Source organism: Stutzerimonas degradans, from assembly GCF_024448505.1.
GTDB lineage: Bacteria > Pseudomonadota > Gammaproteobacteria > Pseudomonadales > Pseudomonadaceae > Stutzerimonas > Stutzerimonas degradans.
On record NZ_JAMOHV010000003.1, the window covers coordinates 160255 to 175233 of the forward strand.

Genomic DNA, 14979 nt, shown 5'->3' on the forward strand with positions numbered 1-14979 from the left:
TCCTGTAGCTACGGATGCGGCAGGGCGATGGGCCCGCGTCGGCTCATTCGAACTGCTCCAGCCGCTGGCGATCGAGGATGCTGATCAGCCGGCCTTCCTGAGCGATGATTTCCTCGTCGATCAGGCGGCGGATGATCCGCGAGAAGGTTTCCGGCTGGATCGACAGGTGCCCGGCCACCAGCTGCTTGGCCATCGGTAGCTCGAAGCTGGTGCTGCCGTCTTTGACCCGCGCCAGCTGGGTCAGCAGATAACGCACCACCCGGTGGGTGGCGTTCTTCAGCGACAGCGTTTCGATCTCGTTGATCCGTTGGTGCAGGCGCACGCTGAGTTTGCCGAGCAGGGCGAAGGCCAGGCGCTGGTTGGCTTCCAGCAGGCGCATGTAGGCCGTGTTGGAGAAGCGGTAGACCTGCGACGGGCACACCGCCTGCGCCGAGGCGACGTAGTTGGGTGTGTCCATCAGCATCATGGCTTCGGCGAAGGTCTGCCGGTTGCCGATGACCTCGAAGACCTTCTCCTGACCATCAGGCGTCAGGCGGTAGATCTTGATGGCGCCGGAAATCACGAAGTAGAACGAATGCGCCGGCTCGCCCTGCAGGAACAGGTTGTCGCCCTTGTCGAGATTGAGCAGCTGGCTGGCATTCATCAGCTCGTCCATCTGTTCGTCGTTCAACGGCTCGAACAGGTGGTGGCTGCGAAGAATCTGGTGATGTACGCGATGAAGCACCATGCAAGGCATTCCTGAGTTCTTGATGTGAGGAGCGCGAGCTCGACCGCTCAGCGGCTCGGCCTGGACCGACGGCGCACGGCGGTTATGCGACGATAGCATTGACCGGCGCGTCGGTTCGAGCGCTCTCCGAGGTGCGCGGCGAGGTCTACTCGGTGCGCAACGGCTGCAGTTTGGCGGCCGCCTGCGGGTTCTGGATGACGGGCTGGGCGGTGCTGGCGACCAGATCCAGCGCCAGGCTGCTCGCGGTCGCCAGGATCGAGGCCAGGGCAAGGCCCCAGGCAAGGGGGTGGATGACTTTGTTCATGCGGGCCTCCGTTACTGCAGGAGTGGCGGACACGCCGTCCGCCACGGCATGACTCTTTCTTCAGCGGGCTTCGGCGCCACGAAAGAGAATGTTGTTTTCCAGGTGGATGTGCTGCATCAGATCGCCGCGCAGCTCTTCCAGCCCGCGGTACAGCGCACGCCAGGTGTTGCAGGCGTTGACCGGCGGGGTGATGTCGTTGGTCAGCGCGGACAGTCGCGCCAGTGCGTCGCCATGCTGGTCGTGCTCGTAGCGCATCACCGAGATCGGGCCGTCGGTCTGCGGGGTCTTGATGCCGCGCTGCAGCATCGGGAAGAGGATCTGTTCTTCCTTGAGCATGTGGCTTTCCAGCTCCTGCTGTAGCGTCCACAGCATCTCGGCCAGCCCGTTCGGGCAGTCCGGCTTGGCACCGTGCACGTGTTCGACGCGGCTGGCCAGGCGGATCAGTTCTGGCAGCTGCTCGCGGTGGCGTTCGTGGAAACGCTCGAGAATGTGTTCGATCAGCTCGTTGGTCGGGGCGCTGCGCCAGTCCGGCTCGCCATCGGCCGAGGCGCCGAGCGCCGTCAGTTCGGCTGCGATCTGCGCGGCGTCGAGGCCGCGGCTGGTGGCGGCTTCATGCAGCGGGACGTTGCCGCCGCAGCAGAAGTCCAGGCGGTACTGATGGAACACGCGGGTGGCGCCGGGGATGGAACAGGCCAGATTGCCAAGGGTTTGATCGGTCAACGCAACAGTCATGATCGAATATCCGGTTGGTGGAAAGTTGTCTGCACGGTCGCAAGCGCTGTGCCAGGTCGGAACCGGCGAATTCTCGGGGTTTGGCAATTCGGGCTGGTTAAATCGACCATTCGCCGTTAGGGTTATAAAAACCTTGAGGGTCCGAAAAACCATGATGGAAGAAGCGCTTCTCGCCGACCTGGTCACCGAACTGCCCAACGCGGTGCGTCTGCAACGGCTGGTGCACACGCTGCATCAGCGGTTTCGCTGCGGCGCCGTGGTGTTGCTGCGCCTGGACGACGACAGCCTGCGGCCGATGGCAGCGGTCGGGCTGGTGCAGGAGGCGCTCGGCCGGCGCTTCATCGTCGCCCAGCATCCGCGGCTGGCGGCCATCCTCTCGCAGCGCGAGCCGACCTGGTTCGAGCCGGACAGCCGACTGCCCGATCCCTACGACGGCCTGCTCGACGAGCGCGTCGGCGAACCGCTGCCGGTGCACGACTGCATGGGCGTCAGCCTCTACGTCGAAGGCAAGCTGTGGGGCGCGCTGACGCTCGATGCGCTGCATGCCGGCACCTTCGACGATGACGCGCGCCGCGACCTGCAGCGCTATGCGCTGGTGATCGAGGCGGCGGTGCGCATCACCCGTCTGGAGCACGAGAATCGCGGCCTGCGTCTGGCACGCACGGATACGCTGGAGGCGCGGCTGATTCAGGATGACGGCGAAATCCTCGGCCACAGCGCGGTGATCCGCGATCTGCTGCGCGAGCTGCAGGTAGTCGCCGATTCCGAGCTGCCGGTGCTGCTGCTCGGCGAAACCGGTGTCGGCAAGGAGCTGTTCGCTCGCTGGTTGCACCGCCACTCGCGGCGGCGCAACAAGCCGCTGGTGCACGTCAACTGCGCGGCGCTGCCCGAGTCGCTGGCCGAGAGCGAGCTGTTCGGCCACGTCAAAGGTGCGTTCTCCGGCGCCACCACCGACCGCCCGGGGCGGTTCGACGCGGCCAATGGTGGCACGCTGCTGCTCGACGAGGTCGGCGAGCTGCCACTGACGGTACAGGCCAAGCTGCTGCGTGCGCTGCAGAACGGCGAGATCCAGCGCCTGGGGGCGGATCAGCCGCGGCGGGTGGACGTGCGCATCATCGCCGCGACCAACCGCAACCTGCGCGACAGCGTACGCGACGGGCATTTCCGCGCCGATCTCTACCATCGCCTGTCGGTCTACCCGGCACCGATCCCACCACTGCGCGAGCGCGGCAACGACGTGCTGATCCTTGCCGGGCACTTCCTCGAACTCAATCGCGCTCGCCTGGGGCTGCGCAGTGTGCGCCTGTCGCCGACCGCCGAGCGCGCGCTGCTCGGTTACGACTGGCCGGGTAATGTGCGTGAGTTGGAGCACGTAATCAGCCGCGCCGCGCTGCGTCTGCTCAGTCGCGGCGGCTCGCGCAGCGAGATTCTCACCCTGGAGGCGGACATGCTGGCGCTGGACAGTCGTCCCGAGGGCCCTGCCGCGGTGGTGGTCGAGCCGCTGCAGGTGGGAGAGCGAATCCTGCCGCTGCGCGAGACGGTGGATGCCAGCCAGCGCCTGGCGATCGTCCGGGCGCTCGAGGCCAGCGGCGAAAACTGGGCGCAGGCCGCTCGGCTGCTGGATGTCGATCCGAGCAACCTGCACAAGCTGGCGCGCCGGCTCAAGCTCAAGTAGCGCGACGGTCGTCGGCCGGGCGGAGACGCTGGGGCGACGGCATGGTCTACCCTCATTGCGCACCCGCCGAGGAGACCCGTCATGGCGCTGAACCAGGAAGAATTCGACGGCTTGCTGAGCCAGGCGCTGGCTCATGCCGAGCTGGCCGCCCGCGAAAACGAACCGCTGCACTATCGCGAAGCCTTTGTTGCCACGCTCAAGGCCATGCGTCTGCTGGGCGAAGAGTCCGGCGCCTGGCGGCAGATGGTCGCCCGCGCCACCGAGGAATTCGAGGGCGACGAGGGCGTCTGAGCCGCTGTCCGCCGGGTTTTCGCCAAGCCGCGCGCGGCGCTCGTGGCGCCGGCGGCCCCCGGGTCGATCTTGACGCCCATCAATGCTGGCCCCCGGTCAGCTGCCTAGACTGCCGGCTGTTTTTGCTCCGTTCAGCCCGAACGATCGCTGTACCTCGGGGTGCAGCGCGCATTATCCGAACGTCTAGGAGTTGCCATGCACCTGGTCTGCCCGGCAGGAAGCCTGCCCGCGCTCAAGGCCGCCGTCCAGCAGGGCGCCGATGCCATCTATGTCGGTTTTCGCGACGACACCAACGCCCGTCACTTCGCCGGACTCAACCTCGACGAGAAGCAGCTCGACAAGGGTCTGCAGCTGATCCGCGAGAAGGGCCGCCAGCTGTACGTGGCCGTCAACACCTATGCGCAACCCGAAGGCTGGGAGCGCTGGCAGCGCTCGGTGGATCAGGCCGCCGACCTCGGGGTCGATGCGTTGATTGCCGCCGACCCCGGCGTGCTCGGCTACGCCAGCAAACGTCACCCCCAGCTCAAGCTGCACCTCTCGGTACAGGGCTCGGCGACCAACGCCGCATCGCTGGGGTTCTACCAGGAACGCTACGGCATCAGCCGTGCGGTGCTGCCGCGCGTGCTCTCGCTCAAGCAGGTCAAGCAGGTCGCCGCCAGCAGCCCGGTGCCGATCGAGGTATTCGCCTTCGGCAGCCTGTGCATCATGGCCGAGGGCCGCTGCCACCTGTCGTCCTATCTCACCGGCGAGTCGCCGAACCTTTGCGGCGTCTGCTCGCCGGCCAAGGCTGTGCGCTGGAGCGAGGAGCCCGAAGGGCTGACCTCGCGCCTGAACAACGTGCTCATTGATCGCTACGCCGAGGGCGAATCGGCCGGCTATCCGACGCTGTGCAAGGGCCGCTTCATGGTCAATGGCCAGCGTTTCCACGCGCTCGAAGAGCCGACCAGTCTGAACACCCTCGACCTGATTCCCGAACTGGCCGCCATCGGCGTCACCGCGATGAAGATCGAAGGCCGCCAGCGCAGCCCGGCCTATGTCGAGCAGGTCACCCGCGTCTGGCGCGCCGCGCTGGACAGCTACCTCAAGGCCCCGCAGCGCTACAGCGTGCAGCCGGCCTGGCGCGAGGCGCTCGACGGGCTGTCCGAGGGCTCGCAAACCACCCTGGGTGCCTACCACCGGGCCTGGCAATGAACGAGGACGCCACCATGAAACTTTCCCTGGGCCCTATCCTGTTCTACTGGGACCGTCAGCAGACCCTGGACTTCTACGCCAACATGGCCAGCCAGCCGCTGGACGTGATCTACATGGGCGAGACGGTCTGCTCCAAGCGCCGCGCGATGATGCTCGACGACTGGCTGGGGCTGGCGCGCGATCTGGCCGAGGTCACCTCGGCGCAACTGGTGCTGTCCGGCCTGACGCTGGTCGAGGCGGCCTCCGAACTCTCCAGCCTGCGGCGCCTGTGCGACAACGGCCAGCTGCTGGTCGAGGCCAACGACATGGGCGCGGTGCAGCTGCTGGCCGAGCGCAAGCTGCCGTTCGTCGGCGGTCCGGCGCTGAACCTGTACAACGGCCATGCGCTGGCCGAGCTGGTCAACAGTGGCATGCAGCGCTGGGTGCCGCCGGTGGAAGCCTCCGGCGCGCTGATCAAGAGCGCCCGCGCGCAGCTGCAGGGACTGGGCGTCACGCTGCCGGAGATCGAGATCTTCGCCTACGGCCACCTGCCGCTGGCCTATTCGGCGCGCTGCTTCACCGCCCGCGCCGAGAACCGACCGAAGGATGATTGCCAGTTCTGCTGCCAGAACTATCCCGAGGGCATCCCGCTGCTCAGTCAGGAAGGAGAGGCGCTGTTCACCATCAACGGCATCCAGACCATGTCCGCCTCGGTCAGCAACCTGCTGGCCGACTACGAAGGACTGGTCGACAGCGGTGCCGACCTGCTGCGTCTGAGTCCGCGTGCCGCGGGCATGGAAGAGGTGATCGCCGCGTTCGACGCCGTGCGCAAGGGTGCATTGCCGCCGCTGGCGGTGGACGGTTGCAATGGTTATTGGCATGGCCAGCCGGGCATGCTGCGTGCCGAGGAGGCCGGTTTATGCTGAACCCGCGTGCCCATCTGGTGAACCTCGGCGGGCGTCTGCTGCCGCTGGCGGCCAAGACGCCATTCCTGCTGCAGCGCCTGGCGCTGGAGCGCAGTCTCAATCAGATCTTCGCCGAGGCGCTGGCCGACGGCGCCTTCGAGGTGCTGGAAGGTCACTGGATGAAGCTCGAGGTCATCGACCTCGAACTGGCCTGGTGCCTGACCTGCGAGCGGGAAAAGCTGCGCATCGCCGCGCAGGCGCCGGTGGAGGTGAGCATCCGCGGCAACTGGCGCGAATTTCTCCTGCTGGCCAGCCGTCAGGAAGACCCGGACACGCTGTTCTTCCGTCGTCGGCTGATCATCGAAGGAGATACCGAACTGGGCCTGGCGATCAAGAACCTGATCGACAGCCTCGATCCCGATACGCTGCCGTCTTGGTTGTGGAAGATGCTGCAAGGCGCCGGCGAGGAAGTGGCGCGCGCGGGCAAGGCGCAGCCGGCGTAACAGGTCAGTTGCTCTGAGGGGGGCGACAAGGCGGGGCATGCCCCGCCTTTTTTATGCGTACTTCGCAGCGTCGCTACGCTTGCGCGCAGGCGGAGCGTCGCGCTTCAGCAGACCCGCAGGCGGCGCGGCTGCATGCGGTCGCTGGCGATGATGTCCTTCATGTCCTCGAACAACGCGTCGGCTTCTTCCGCGCTGCAGTCCTCGCGATAGCGCTTGCGCAGGCCGTAGCTGCTGAGGGTGATGTGCACGTCGGGCGTGACGCCATGCTGGGCCAGGCACGCGCGTGCGCAGTGCAGCGGGCAGCCGTCGATGGCAAGGATCGGCCGGCCGGAATGCGCCTTGCGCACCAGCGCCTCGACGCGACCGCCGACGCCGGCAATGCAGGACATTTCCGCCAGCCCGGCGCGATCGAGACGTACGGCGAGGGTATTGGCCATCTGTGCCACGTTGGAGCAGCCCGAGCAGGAATACACCAAAGGTTGAATGCTGGACTTGGTCATGAGCTCCTCCCGCTGCGTGAAACCGAAAGGCAGTATCGCGCCCGACCCCGGGCGCGGCCTTGATGATGATCAAGATGCCTGAGGCGATCCGCCGCAGGCCTACTCGTCGTAGGCGGTCAGCGCGCGGCTGTCGAGAATCTCGATACGGCGGCGTTGCACGGCGATGGTTCCGGACTCGACCAGCCGATGCAGGATGCGCGAAAAGGTTTCCGGCTGGATGCCCAGCTTGGAGGCGATCAGCCGCTTGGGCACGTCGAGTGTGATCACGCCGCTGTCGTCGCTCTGCGCCTGGGCGAGAAAGCGCGCCACGCGGCGGCTGGCGTTGGCCAGCGTGAGGGTGTCGATCTCGCCCATGCGCTGGTGCAGGCGCACGCTAAGCGTGGCGAGGATTTCCAGGCAGATCGCCGGGTGCTCCTCAAGCATGCGGCGGTACTGGGGGCCGTTCAGGCTGGCGACCAGGCTGGTCTTGAGCGCCGTGGCGCTGACCGGATACAGCGGGGTGCCGCGAAACAGCAGCGCCTCGGCAAACGACTCGCCCGGACGCATCACCTCGACCAGTTTCTCCTGACCGTCGCAGATCACCCGGTGCAGCTTGATCTGCCCGCTGAACAGGAAATAGAAGCGGTCGGCCTTGTCGCCCTGATGGAATAGCGAAGCACCTGCGGGCAGGCGCTTGAGGTTGGCCGTGGCGCAGATTTCCTGCATGGCGGCTTCCGGCAGGCGACTGAACAGGTGATGACGGCGCAGCCCGGCGATGAGCGACGGTTCTGTAAGCATGGCTCCTCCCCCGGCACCGGGCCGGGATGGTTCGAGGCTGCATCCTAGAAGGTGGCTGCCCGGATTTTCCTTGACCGCGGACAAGTTGGGGCGTCGTCGCAGGTCGCCCACCACCTCCCGTCGATGTTTTGCCCGACTTGATGATGGTCAATTCGCCATAACCGTTTAGTCCGTAGATTTCCATCATCTTGTGTTTAAGTGCGTATTGAATATCTACATATAGTATTCGGAGGCGAAATGGACGAGCGGGTTGAGGGCGCGGTGTCAAGGATGTTGCGCAAGCGCGATGGACGGCGGGTCGCATTCGAACTGGACAAGATCAGCCGCGCCATCGCTGCGGCGGGTGAGGCCACTGGCGAATTCGGCGATGCGGCGGCGCTGACCCTGGCCGACACCGTGCAGCGGCAGCTTGCCGGGCTGGACGAGGTCGATGTCGAACAGGTGCAGGATCGCGTCGAACATGCGCTGATGCGCGCGGGTTACTTCGACACCGCGCGCGCCTACATCGTCTACCGCGAGCGCCACGGGCGCCTGCGCCGCGACCGCAAGGCCATCGTCGATGTCGCCTCGTCGATGAACGAGTACCTCTCGCGCGAGGACTGGCGCGTGCGTGCCAACGCCAACCAGGGCTATTCGCTGGGCGGGCTGATCCTCAACGTGTCCGGCAAGGTGACCGCCAACTACTGGCTGGACGAGGTCTACAGCCCGGAAATCGGCCGCGCCCACCGCGACGGCGATCTGCACATCCATGACCTGGACATGCTCGCCGGCTACTGCGCCGGCTGGTCGCTGCGCACGCTGCTCAACGAGGGCTTCAACGGCATTCCCGGGCGTGTCGAGGCGGGGCCGCCGAAGCACCTGTCCAGTGCGCTGGGACAGATGGTCAACTTCCTCGGCACGCTGCAGAACGAGTGGGCCGGTGCCCAGGCGTTCAGCAGCTTCGATACCTACCTCGCGCCCTTCGTGCGCAAGGACAATCTCGGTTATGACGAGGTGCGCCAGGCGATTCAGGAGTTCATCTACAACCTCAACGTGCCGTCGCGCTGGGGCACGCAGACGCCGTTCACCAACCTGACCTTCGACTGGGTCTGCCCCGAGGACCTGCGTGAGCAGATTCCCTATATCGGCGGCGAGGAAATGCCCTTCGCCTACGGCGAGCTGCAGGCCGAGATGGAGCTGATCAATCGGGCCTATATCGAGGTGATGCAGGCCGGTGATGGCCTCGGCCGGGTGTTCACCTTCCCGATCCCGACCTACAACATCACCCACGATTTCCCGTGGGACAGCGAGAACGCCGAGCGCCTGTTCGAGATGACCGCACGCTACGGCCTGCCGTACTTCCAGAACTTCCTCAATTCCGATATGCAGCCCAACCAGGTGCGCTCGATGTGCTGCCGCCTGCAGCTGGACGTGCGTGAGCTGCTCAAGCGCGGCGGCGGTCTGTTCGGTTCGGCCGAGCAGACCGGCTCGCTCGGCGTGGTGACCATCAACTGCGCGCGCCTGGGCTATCTGCATGCCGGTGACAAGGCGGCGTTGCTCGAGCATCTGGATGCCCTGCTGGAAATGGCGCGGCAGAGCCTGGAGGTCAAGCGCAAGGTGATCCAGCACCACATGGATGCCGGGCTCTACCCGTACACCAAGCGCTACCTCGGCACGTTGCGCAATCACTTCTCCACCATCGGCGTGAACGGCCTGCACGAGATGGTGCGCAACTTCACCGATGACAGCGAGGGCATGCACACGCCGGCCGGCCGCGCGCTGGCGGTGGAGCTGCTCGACCATGTCCGCGCGCGGCTGGTGCAGTTCCAGGAAGACACCGGCCACCTCTACAACCTCGAAGCGACACCTGCCGAGGGCACCACCTACCGCTTCGCCAAGGAAGACCGCAAGCGTTTCCCGGACATCCTTCAGGCCGGCTCGGCCGAGGCGCCGTACTACACCAACTCCTCGCAGCTGCCGGTGGGCTTCACCGACGATCCCTTCGAGGCGCTGGCGCTGCAGGACGAGCTGCAGACCAAGTACACCGGCGGCACCGTGCTGCACCTGTACATGGCCGAGCAGATTTCCTCCACCGAGGCCTGCAAGAAGCTGGTGCGCAACGCGCTGTCGCGTTTCCGCCTGCCATACCTGACGGTGACGCCGACGTTCTCGATCTGCCCGGTGCACGGCTACCTGGCCGGCGAACACGAGTTCTGCCCCAAGTGCGACGAGGCCCTGCTGCACAAGCAGCGCGCCGAAGCGGCGTTGCCCGCCTGAGCTGCGACCCCATGCCCCGCAGCTCCGCGCGGTGCGGCGCTGCATACTCACACCCCAGCAAGTAAGGAGAAGCACCATGAGCCAAGCCAGCCAACTGCCCCAGGAACAGCGCCAGCGTTGTGAAGTCTGGACCCGCGTGATGGGCTACCACCGCCCGGTTGCGGCGTTCAACCCGGGCAAGCAGTCCGAACACCGCGAGCGCCTGCATTTCACCGAAGCGGCGGCGCGGTGACCGCAGCGCTGCGGGTCGGGGGCCTCGTGCCCCTGACCACTCTGGATTTCCCCGATCACCTGGCCTGCGTGCTGTTCTGCCAGGGTTGCGGCTGGCGCTGCCGTTACTGCCACAACCCGCAGCTGATCCCCGCCTGCGGCAGCGAGGAAAAGTCCTGGGCAGAGATTCTCGATTTCCTCGAGCAGCGCATCGGCCTGCTCGAGGCGGTGGTGTTCAGCGGTGGCGAACCGACGCTGCAGACCGCGCTGCCGGACGCCATCGCGCAGGTGCGGGCGCTGGGTTACAAGGTCGGCCTGCACAGTGCCGGGATCAAGCCGAAGCTGTTCCGTCAGGTGCTGCCGCTGGTGGACTGGGTCGGCTTCGACATCAAGGCGCTGCCCGAGCAGAGCACGCTGATCACCGGCGTCGAGGGCAGCGGCAAGGCCAACTGGAAGAGCCTCGACCATCTGCTGGAAAGTGGCGTCGAGCACGAGTGCCGGACCACCGTGCACTGGAACCTATTCGATGCCGGGCTGCTCTGGGACATGGCCCAGCGCCTGCGCGCCCGCGGTGTCGAGCGCTTCGTGGTGCAGTGCGTGCGCACCGCGCGCATGCTCGACGCCAGCCTGGCCGACAGCACGGCGCCGTATGACCTGCAGCGTCTCTGGGAGCGCCTGGACCGGCTGTTCCCCTCGTTCGTGGTGCGCGGCTGAGCGCACCGACTCAATCCAGCGGCAGCTCCGTGGTGCGCTTCACCTCGCTCATGGCGATGTGCGAGTGCGCCTCCTGCACATGCGGGCGCTGCAGCAGCTGGTCGCGCAGGAAGCGCTCGTAGCTGTCGATGTCCCGGGCCACCACCTTGAGCAGGTAGTCCGATTCGCCGGCCATGGTGTAGCACTCCAGCACCTCGGGATAACCGACCACCGCCTGCTCGAACTCGTCCAGGTTGCTGCGCCCGTGCGCCGAGAGCTTGATGTTGACGAACACCGTCATGTTCAGCCCGAGCTTCTTCGGGTTGAGCAGGGCGACCTTGCGCTCGATCAGCCCTTCCTCCTGCATGCGGTTGATCCGGCGCCAGCAGGGCGATTGCGACAGCTCGACCTTTTCGGCGATTTCCGCAGCGGACAGATCGGCGTTGTGCTGCAGCAGCAGGAGAATCTTGCGGTCGATGGGGCTGAGTGGAGAGGGCTGCATGGTTGTTCCTGTTTTATTGTTGTTCGCGAAATGATCATGCACGGCACGGCCGTTCCAACGCAAAAGTAGAAAGAAAATCTCTGTTCGTCGCGGCCAGACTGTACGCACGTGCAGGCAGGGCGATCCCCTGTCCGAGCAAAAGGCGGGTGGCAACATCGTGACCACCCTGACTCCGATAACAACAAACAGGAGCGCCCCATGTCACTGGCCGAGATCCGTCTGGATGACAAGTACCGGCTCGCAACCGGTCATCTGTACCTCACCGGCACCCAGGCGCTGACCCGCCTGCCGATGTTGCAGCATCAGCGCGACCAGGCCCGTGGCCTGAACACCGGCGGCTTCATCTCCGGCTACCGCGGCTCGCCACTCGGCGGGCTGGACAAGAGCCTGTGGGATGCCCGCGACTATCTCAAGCAACACGCCATCCACTTCCAGCCGGGCGTCAACGAAGAGTTGGCCGCCACCGCCGTGTGGGGCAGCCAGCAGACCAACCTGTTCCCCGGCGCCAAGTACGACGGCGTGTTCGCCATGTGGTACGGCAAGGGCCCGGGTGTCGACCGCGCCGGCGATGTGTTCAAGCACGCCAACGCGGCCGGTGTTTCGCCGCATGGCGGCGTGCTGCTGCTCGCCGGTGACGACCACGGTTGCAAATCCTCGACGCTGCCGCACCAGAGCGAGCACGCCTTCATCGCCGCCTCGATCCCGGTGCTCAACCCGGCGAACGTCCAGGAAATCCTCGACTACGGCATCATCGGCTGGGAGCTGTCGCGCTACTCCGGCTGCTGGGTGGCCCTGAAGACCATCGCCGAGAACGTCGACTCCTCCGCCGTGGTGGAAGTCGACCCGCTGCGCGTGCAGACGCGCATCCCGGAAGACTTCCAGCTGCCCGAAGACGGCGTGCACATCCGCTGGCCGGACCCGCCGCTGGCGCAGGAAAAACGCCTCAACCTTTACAAGATCTACGCCGCGCGCGCCTTCGCCCGCGCCAACAACCTCAACCGGGTGATGCTCGATTCGCCCAACCCGCGCCTCGGCATCATCACGACCGGCAAGTCCTATCTCGACGTGCGCCAGGCGCTGGACGACCTCGGCCTGGACGAAGCGCTGTGCGCCTCGGTCGGCTTGCGCGTGCTCAAGGTCGGCATGAGCTGGCCGCTGGAGCCGGTCTCGGTGCACGAGTTCGCCCAGGGGCTGGACGAGATCCTGGTGGTCGAGGAGAAGCGCAGCATCATCGAGGACCAGCTCACCGGGCAGCTCTACAACTGGCCGGTGGACAAGCGCCCGCGGGTGGTCGGCGAATTCGACGAACAGGGCAATTCGCTGCTGCCGAACCTCTCCGAACTGACTCCGGCGATGATCGCCCGCGTCATCGCCAAGCGCCTCGCGCCGATCTACACCAGCGACAGCATCCAGACCCGCCTGGCCTTCCTCGATGCCAAGGAAAAGGCCCTGGCCGCGCGCAGCTACACCACCGTGCGCACCCCGCACTACTGCTCTGGCTGCCCGCACAACACCTCGACCAAGGTGCCGGAGGGCAGCCGCGCCTCGGCCGGTATCGGCTGTCACTACATGGTGCAGTGGATGGACCGGCGCACCGAAACCTTCACCCAGATGGGCGGCGAGGGCGTCAACTGGATCGGCCAGGCGCCGTTCACCGACACCCCGCACATGTTCCAGAACCTCGGCGACGGCACCTACTTCCACTCCGGTAGCCTGGCGATCCGCGCGGCCGTGGCGGCGGGGGTCAACGTCACCTACAAGGTGCTCTACAACGACGCCGTGGCGATGACCGGCGGACAGCCGATCGACGGCGAACTACGCGTTGACCAGCTCAGCCGGCAGATCGCCGACGAAGGCGTCAAACGCATCGCCCTGGTCAGCGACGAGCCGGACAAGTACCCGAGCCGCGCCGGCTTCGCGCCGATCACCACCTTCCATCACCGCCGCGAACTGGACGCCGTGCAGCGCGAGCTGCGCGAGTTCAAGGGCGTCTCGGTGATCATCTACGACCAGACCTGCGCCACCGAGAAGCGCCGTCGGCGCAAGCGCGGCAAGCTGGAAGACCCGGCCAAGCGCGTGTTCATCAACCCCGCCGTGTGCGAGGGCTGCGGCGACTGCGGCGAGAAATCCAACTGCCTGTCGGTGCTGCCGCTGGAGACCGAGCTGGGACGCAAGCGCGAGATCGACCAGAACGCCTGCAACAAGGACTACTCCTGCGTCGAAGGCTTCTGCCCGAGCTTCGTCACCGTGCACGGCGGCGGGCTGCGCAAGCCCGAAGCGGTCGCTCATGGCCTTGAAGCCTCCGAGTTGCCCGAGCCGCAGCATCCCCCGCTGCAGCGCCCGTGGAACGTGCTGATTCCTGGCGTAGGCGGCAGCGGCGTGACCACCCTCGGCGCGCTGCTGGGCATGGCTGCGCACCTGGAAGGCAAGGGCTGCACGGTGCTCGACCAAGCCGGCCTGGCGCAGAAGTTCGGCCCGGTGACCACCCACGTGCGCATTGCGGCCAAACAGAGCGACATCTACGCCGTGCGCATCGCCGCCGGCGAGGCCGACCTGCTGCTCGGCTGCGATCTGGTGGTGGCGGCCGGCGACGAGTCGCTGACCCGTCTCAACGAGCTGAACAGCAACGCCGTGGTGAACAGCCACGAAGCGGCCACCGCCGAGTTCACCCGCAACCCGGATGCCCAGGTGCCCGGCGCAGCCATGCGCCAGGCGATCAGCGATGCGGTCGGCGCCGACAAGACCCACTTCATCGACGCCACCCGCCTGGCCACGCGGCTGTTGGGCGACAGCATCGCCACCAACCTGTTCCTGCTCGGCTTCGCCTATCAGCAGGGTCTGCTGCCGATCTCCGCCGAGGCCATCGAGAAGGCCATCGAGCTCAACGGTGTGTCGGCCAAGCTCAACCTGCAGGCGTTCCGCTGGGGTCGCCGTGCGGTGCTCGAGCGCGACGCGGTGGAGCAGCTGGCGCGCCCGGCCGAGCTGGCCGAACCGGTGTGCAAGACGCTGGAAGAGATCGTCGACTGGCGCGTGGACTTCCTCACCCAGTACCAGAACGCCGGCCTGGCGCGGCGCTATCGCCAACTGGTGGAGCGCGTACGCGACGCCGACACCGCGGATGATCTGGCGCTGTCCAAGGCAGTCGCGCGTTACTACTTCAAGCTGCTGGCCTACAAGGACGAGTACGAAGTGGCGCGCCTCTACAGCGAGCCGGAGTTCCGCCAGCAACTGGCGGCGCAGTTCGAGGGCGACTACAAGCTGCAGTTCCATCTCGCCCCGGCCTGGCTGGCCAAGCGTGACCCCGTGACCGGCGAGCCGCGCAAACGCGAGTTCGGCCCGTGGATGCTCGATGTGTTCGGTGTGCTGGCCAAGCTGCGCTTCCTGCGTGGCACGCCGCTCGATCCGTTCGGCTATGGCCATGATCGCCGCGTCGAGCGCCAGCTGATCGTCGACTACGAGAAGACCGTGGCCGACCTGCTGGCCCAGCTCAAGCCGACCAACTACCGCACCGCCGTGGCCATCGCCGCGCTGCCGGAACAGATCCGCGGCTACGGCCCGGTGAAGGAGCGTGCCCTGGCCAAGGTCCACCAGCAGGAAAAACTGCTGCGCGAGCAATTGGCCAAAGGCGACGAAGTGCAGAGCGTGCGGCTGTTCCAGCCGGCGGCGTGAGCGGCGCAGCATCCGCCCGGAATGTTTTGCCCAGAGCCCCGCGCCGGCGGGGCCGCAACCTGACA

Annotated in this window: 15 protein-coding genes; 9 read left to right on the forward strand and 6 right to left on the reverse strand. The window is 66.3% G+C overall.

All coding sequences use genetic code 11. From position 1 onward, the window contains the following. Positions 1–43: 43 nt before the first annotated feature. From NAV27_RS05910 to ytfE, 3 genes are all read right to left on the reverse strand, one after another. Positions 44–727 carry a Crp/Fnr family transcriptional regulator gene (locus NAV27_RS05910; protein ID WP_008567389.1) on the reverse strand — a complete coding sequence of 228 codons (684 nt, stop codon included), beginning with the start codon at positions 725–727 and terminating at the stop codon, positions 44–46. A 145-nt stretch (positions 728–872) separates the two neighbouring features. Further along, positions 873–1031, reverse strand: coding sequence for a hypothetical protein (locus tag NAV27_RS05915; protein ID WP_180981392.1), 159 nt, complete (start codon positions 1029–1031; stop codon positions 873–875). Between the two features lie 60 nt (positions 1032–1091). Beyond that, positions 1092–1763, reverse strand: coding sequence for an iron-sulfur cluster repair protein YtfE (ytfE, locus tag NAV27_RS05920; protein ID WP_102827632.1), 672 nt, complete (start codon positions 1761–1763; stop codon positions 1092–1094). 151 nt (positions 1764–1914) lie between these two features. Between ytfE and norR the strand changes: the two genes are divergently transcribed. From norR to ubiT, 5 genes are all read left to right on the forward strand, one after another. Next, entirely contained in the window at positions 1915–3438 is a 1524-nt protein-coding gene (gene norR / locus NAV27_RS05925) for a nitric oxide reductase transcriptional regulator NorR (RefSeq protein ID WP_008567386.1), read from the forward strand. Positions 3439–3519: 81 nt separating this feature from the next. Next, the gene (locus NAV27_RS05930) at positions 3520–3729 is read left to right on the forward strand and encodes a hypothetical protein (protein ID WP_003287976.1); all 210 of its coding nucleotides are present in this window, start codon (positions 3520–3522) and stop codon (positions 3727–3729) included. A 195-nt stretch (positions 3730–3924) separates the two neighbouring features. Next, positions 3925–4920: a ubiquinone anaerobic biosynthesis protein UbiU gene (gene ubiU, locus NAV27_RS05935; RefSeq protein WP_102827631.1), complete on the forward strand. Its 996-nt coding sequence runs from the start codon at positions 3925–3927 to the stop codon at positions 4918–4920. A 14-nt stretch (positions 4921–4934) separates the two neighbouring features. Further along, the gene (locus NAV27_RS05940) at positions 4935–5825 is read left to right on the forward strand and encodes a U32 family peptidase (protein WP_003287974.1); all 891 of its coding nucleotides are present in this window, start codon (positions 4935–4937) and stop codon (positions 5823–5825) included. Beyond that, on the forward strand, positions 5819–6307 hold the full coding sequence (ubiT, locus tag NAV27_RS05945; protein WP_102827630.1) for a ubiquinone anaerobic biosynthesis accessory factor UbiT: 489 nt from the start codon (positions 5819–5821) through the stop codon (positions 6305–6307). Before NAV27_RS05940 ends, ubiT begins: the two co-directional genes overlap by 7 nt. A gap of 104 nt (positions 6308–6411) precedes the next feature. On the opposite strand, the gene NAV27_RS05950 is transcribed toward ubiT, so the two are convergent. Further along, positions 6412–6807: a putative zinc-binding protein gene (locus tag NAV27_RS05950; RefSeq protein WP_003287972.1), complete on the reverse strand. Its 396-nt coding sequence runs from the start codon at positions 6805–6807 to the stop codon at positions 6412–6414. 99 nt (positions 6808–6906) lie between these two features. Beyond that, entirely contained in the window at positions 6907–7584 is a 678-nt protein-coding gene (locus NAV27_RS05955; protein ID WP_003287970.1) for a Crp/Fnr family transcriptional regulator, read from the reverse strand. Positions 7585–7821: 237 nt separating this feature from the next. Here NAV27_RS05955 and NAV27_RS05960 point away from each other — a divergent pair, with 237 nt between their 5' ends. The 3 genes from NAV27_RS05960 (at position 7822) to NAV27_RS05970 (ending at position 10764) form a co-directional block, all read left to right on the forward strand. Beyond that, on the forward strand, positions 7822–9840 hold the full coding sequence (locus NAV27_RS05960) for a ribonucleoside triphosphate reductase (protein ID WP_180981391.1): 2019 nt from the start codon (positions 7822–7824) through the stop codon (positions 9838–9840). 76 nt (positions 9841–9916) lie between these two features. After that, a complete protein-coding gene (nrdD, locus tag NAV27_RS05965) occupies positions 9917–10072 on the forward strand; it encodes an anaerobic ribonucleoside-triphosphate reductase (protein ID WP_043297960.1) in 156 nt (51 codons plus the stop codon). Then, positions 10069–10764: an anaerobic ribonucleoside-triphosphate reductase activating protein gene (locus NAV27_RS05970; RefSeq protein WP_043297959.1), complete on the forward strand. Its 696-nt coding sequence runs from the start codon at positions 10069–10071 to the stop codon at positions 10762–10764. The genes nrdD and NAV27_RS05970 overlap by 4 nt, the downstream gene beginning before the upstream one ends. Before the next feature lie 10 nt (positions 10765–10774). Here the strand turns inward: NAV27_RS05970 and NAV27_RS05975 are convergent, their stop codons facing one another. Next, positions 10775–11245: an Lrp/AsnC family transcriptional regulator gene (locus NAV27_RS05975; protein ID WP_008567373.1), complete on the reverse strand. Its 471-nt coding sequence runs from the start codon at positions 11243–11245 to the stop codon at positions 10775–10777. A 198-nt stretch (positions 11246–11443) separates the two neighbouring features. On the opposite strand from NAV27_RS05975, the gene NAV27_RS05980 reads away from it, so the two are divergent. Next, a complete protein-coding gene (locus NAV27_RS05980; protein ID WP_102827628.1) occupies positions 11444–14914 on the forward strand; it encodes an indolepyruvate ferredoxin oxidoreductase family protein in 3471 nt (1156 codons plus the stop codon). Positions 14915–14979 lie beyond the last annotated feature (65 nt).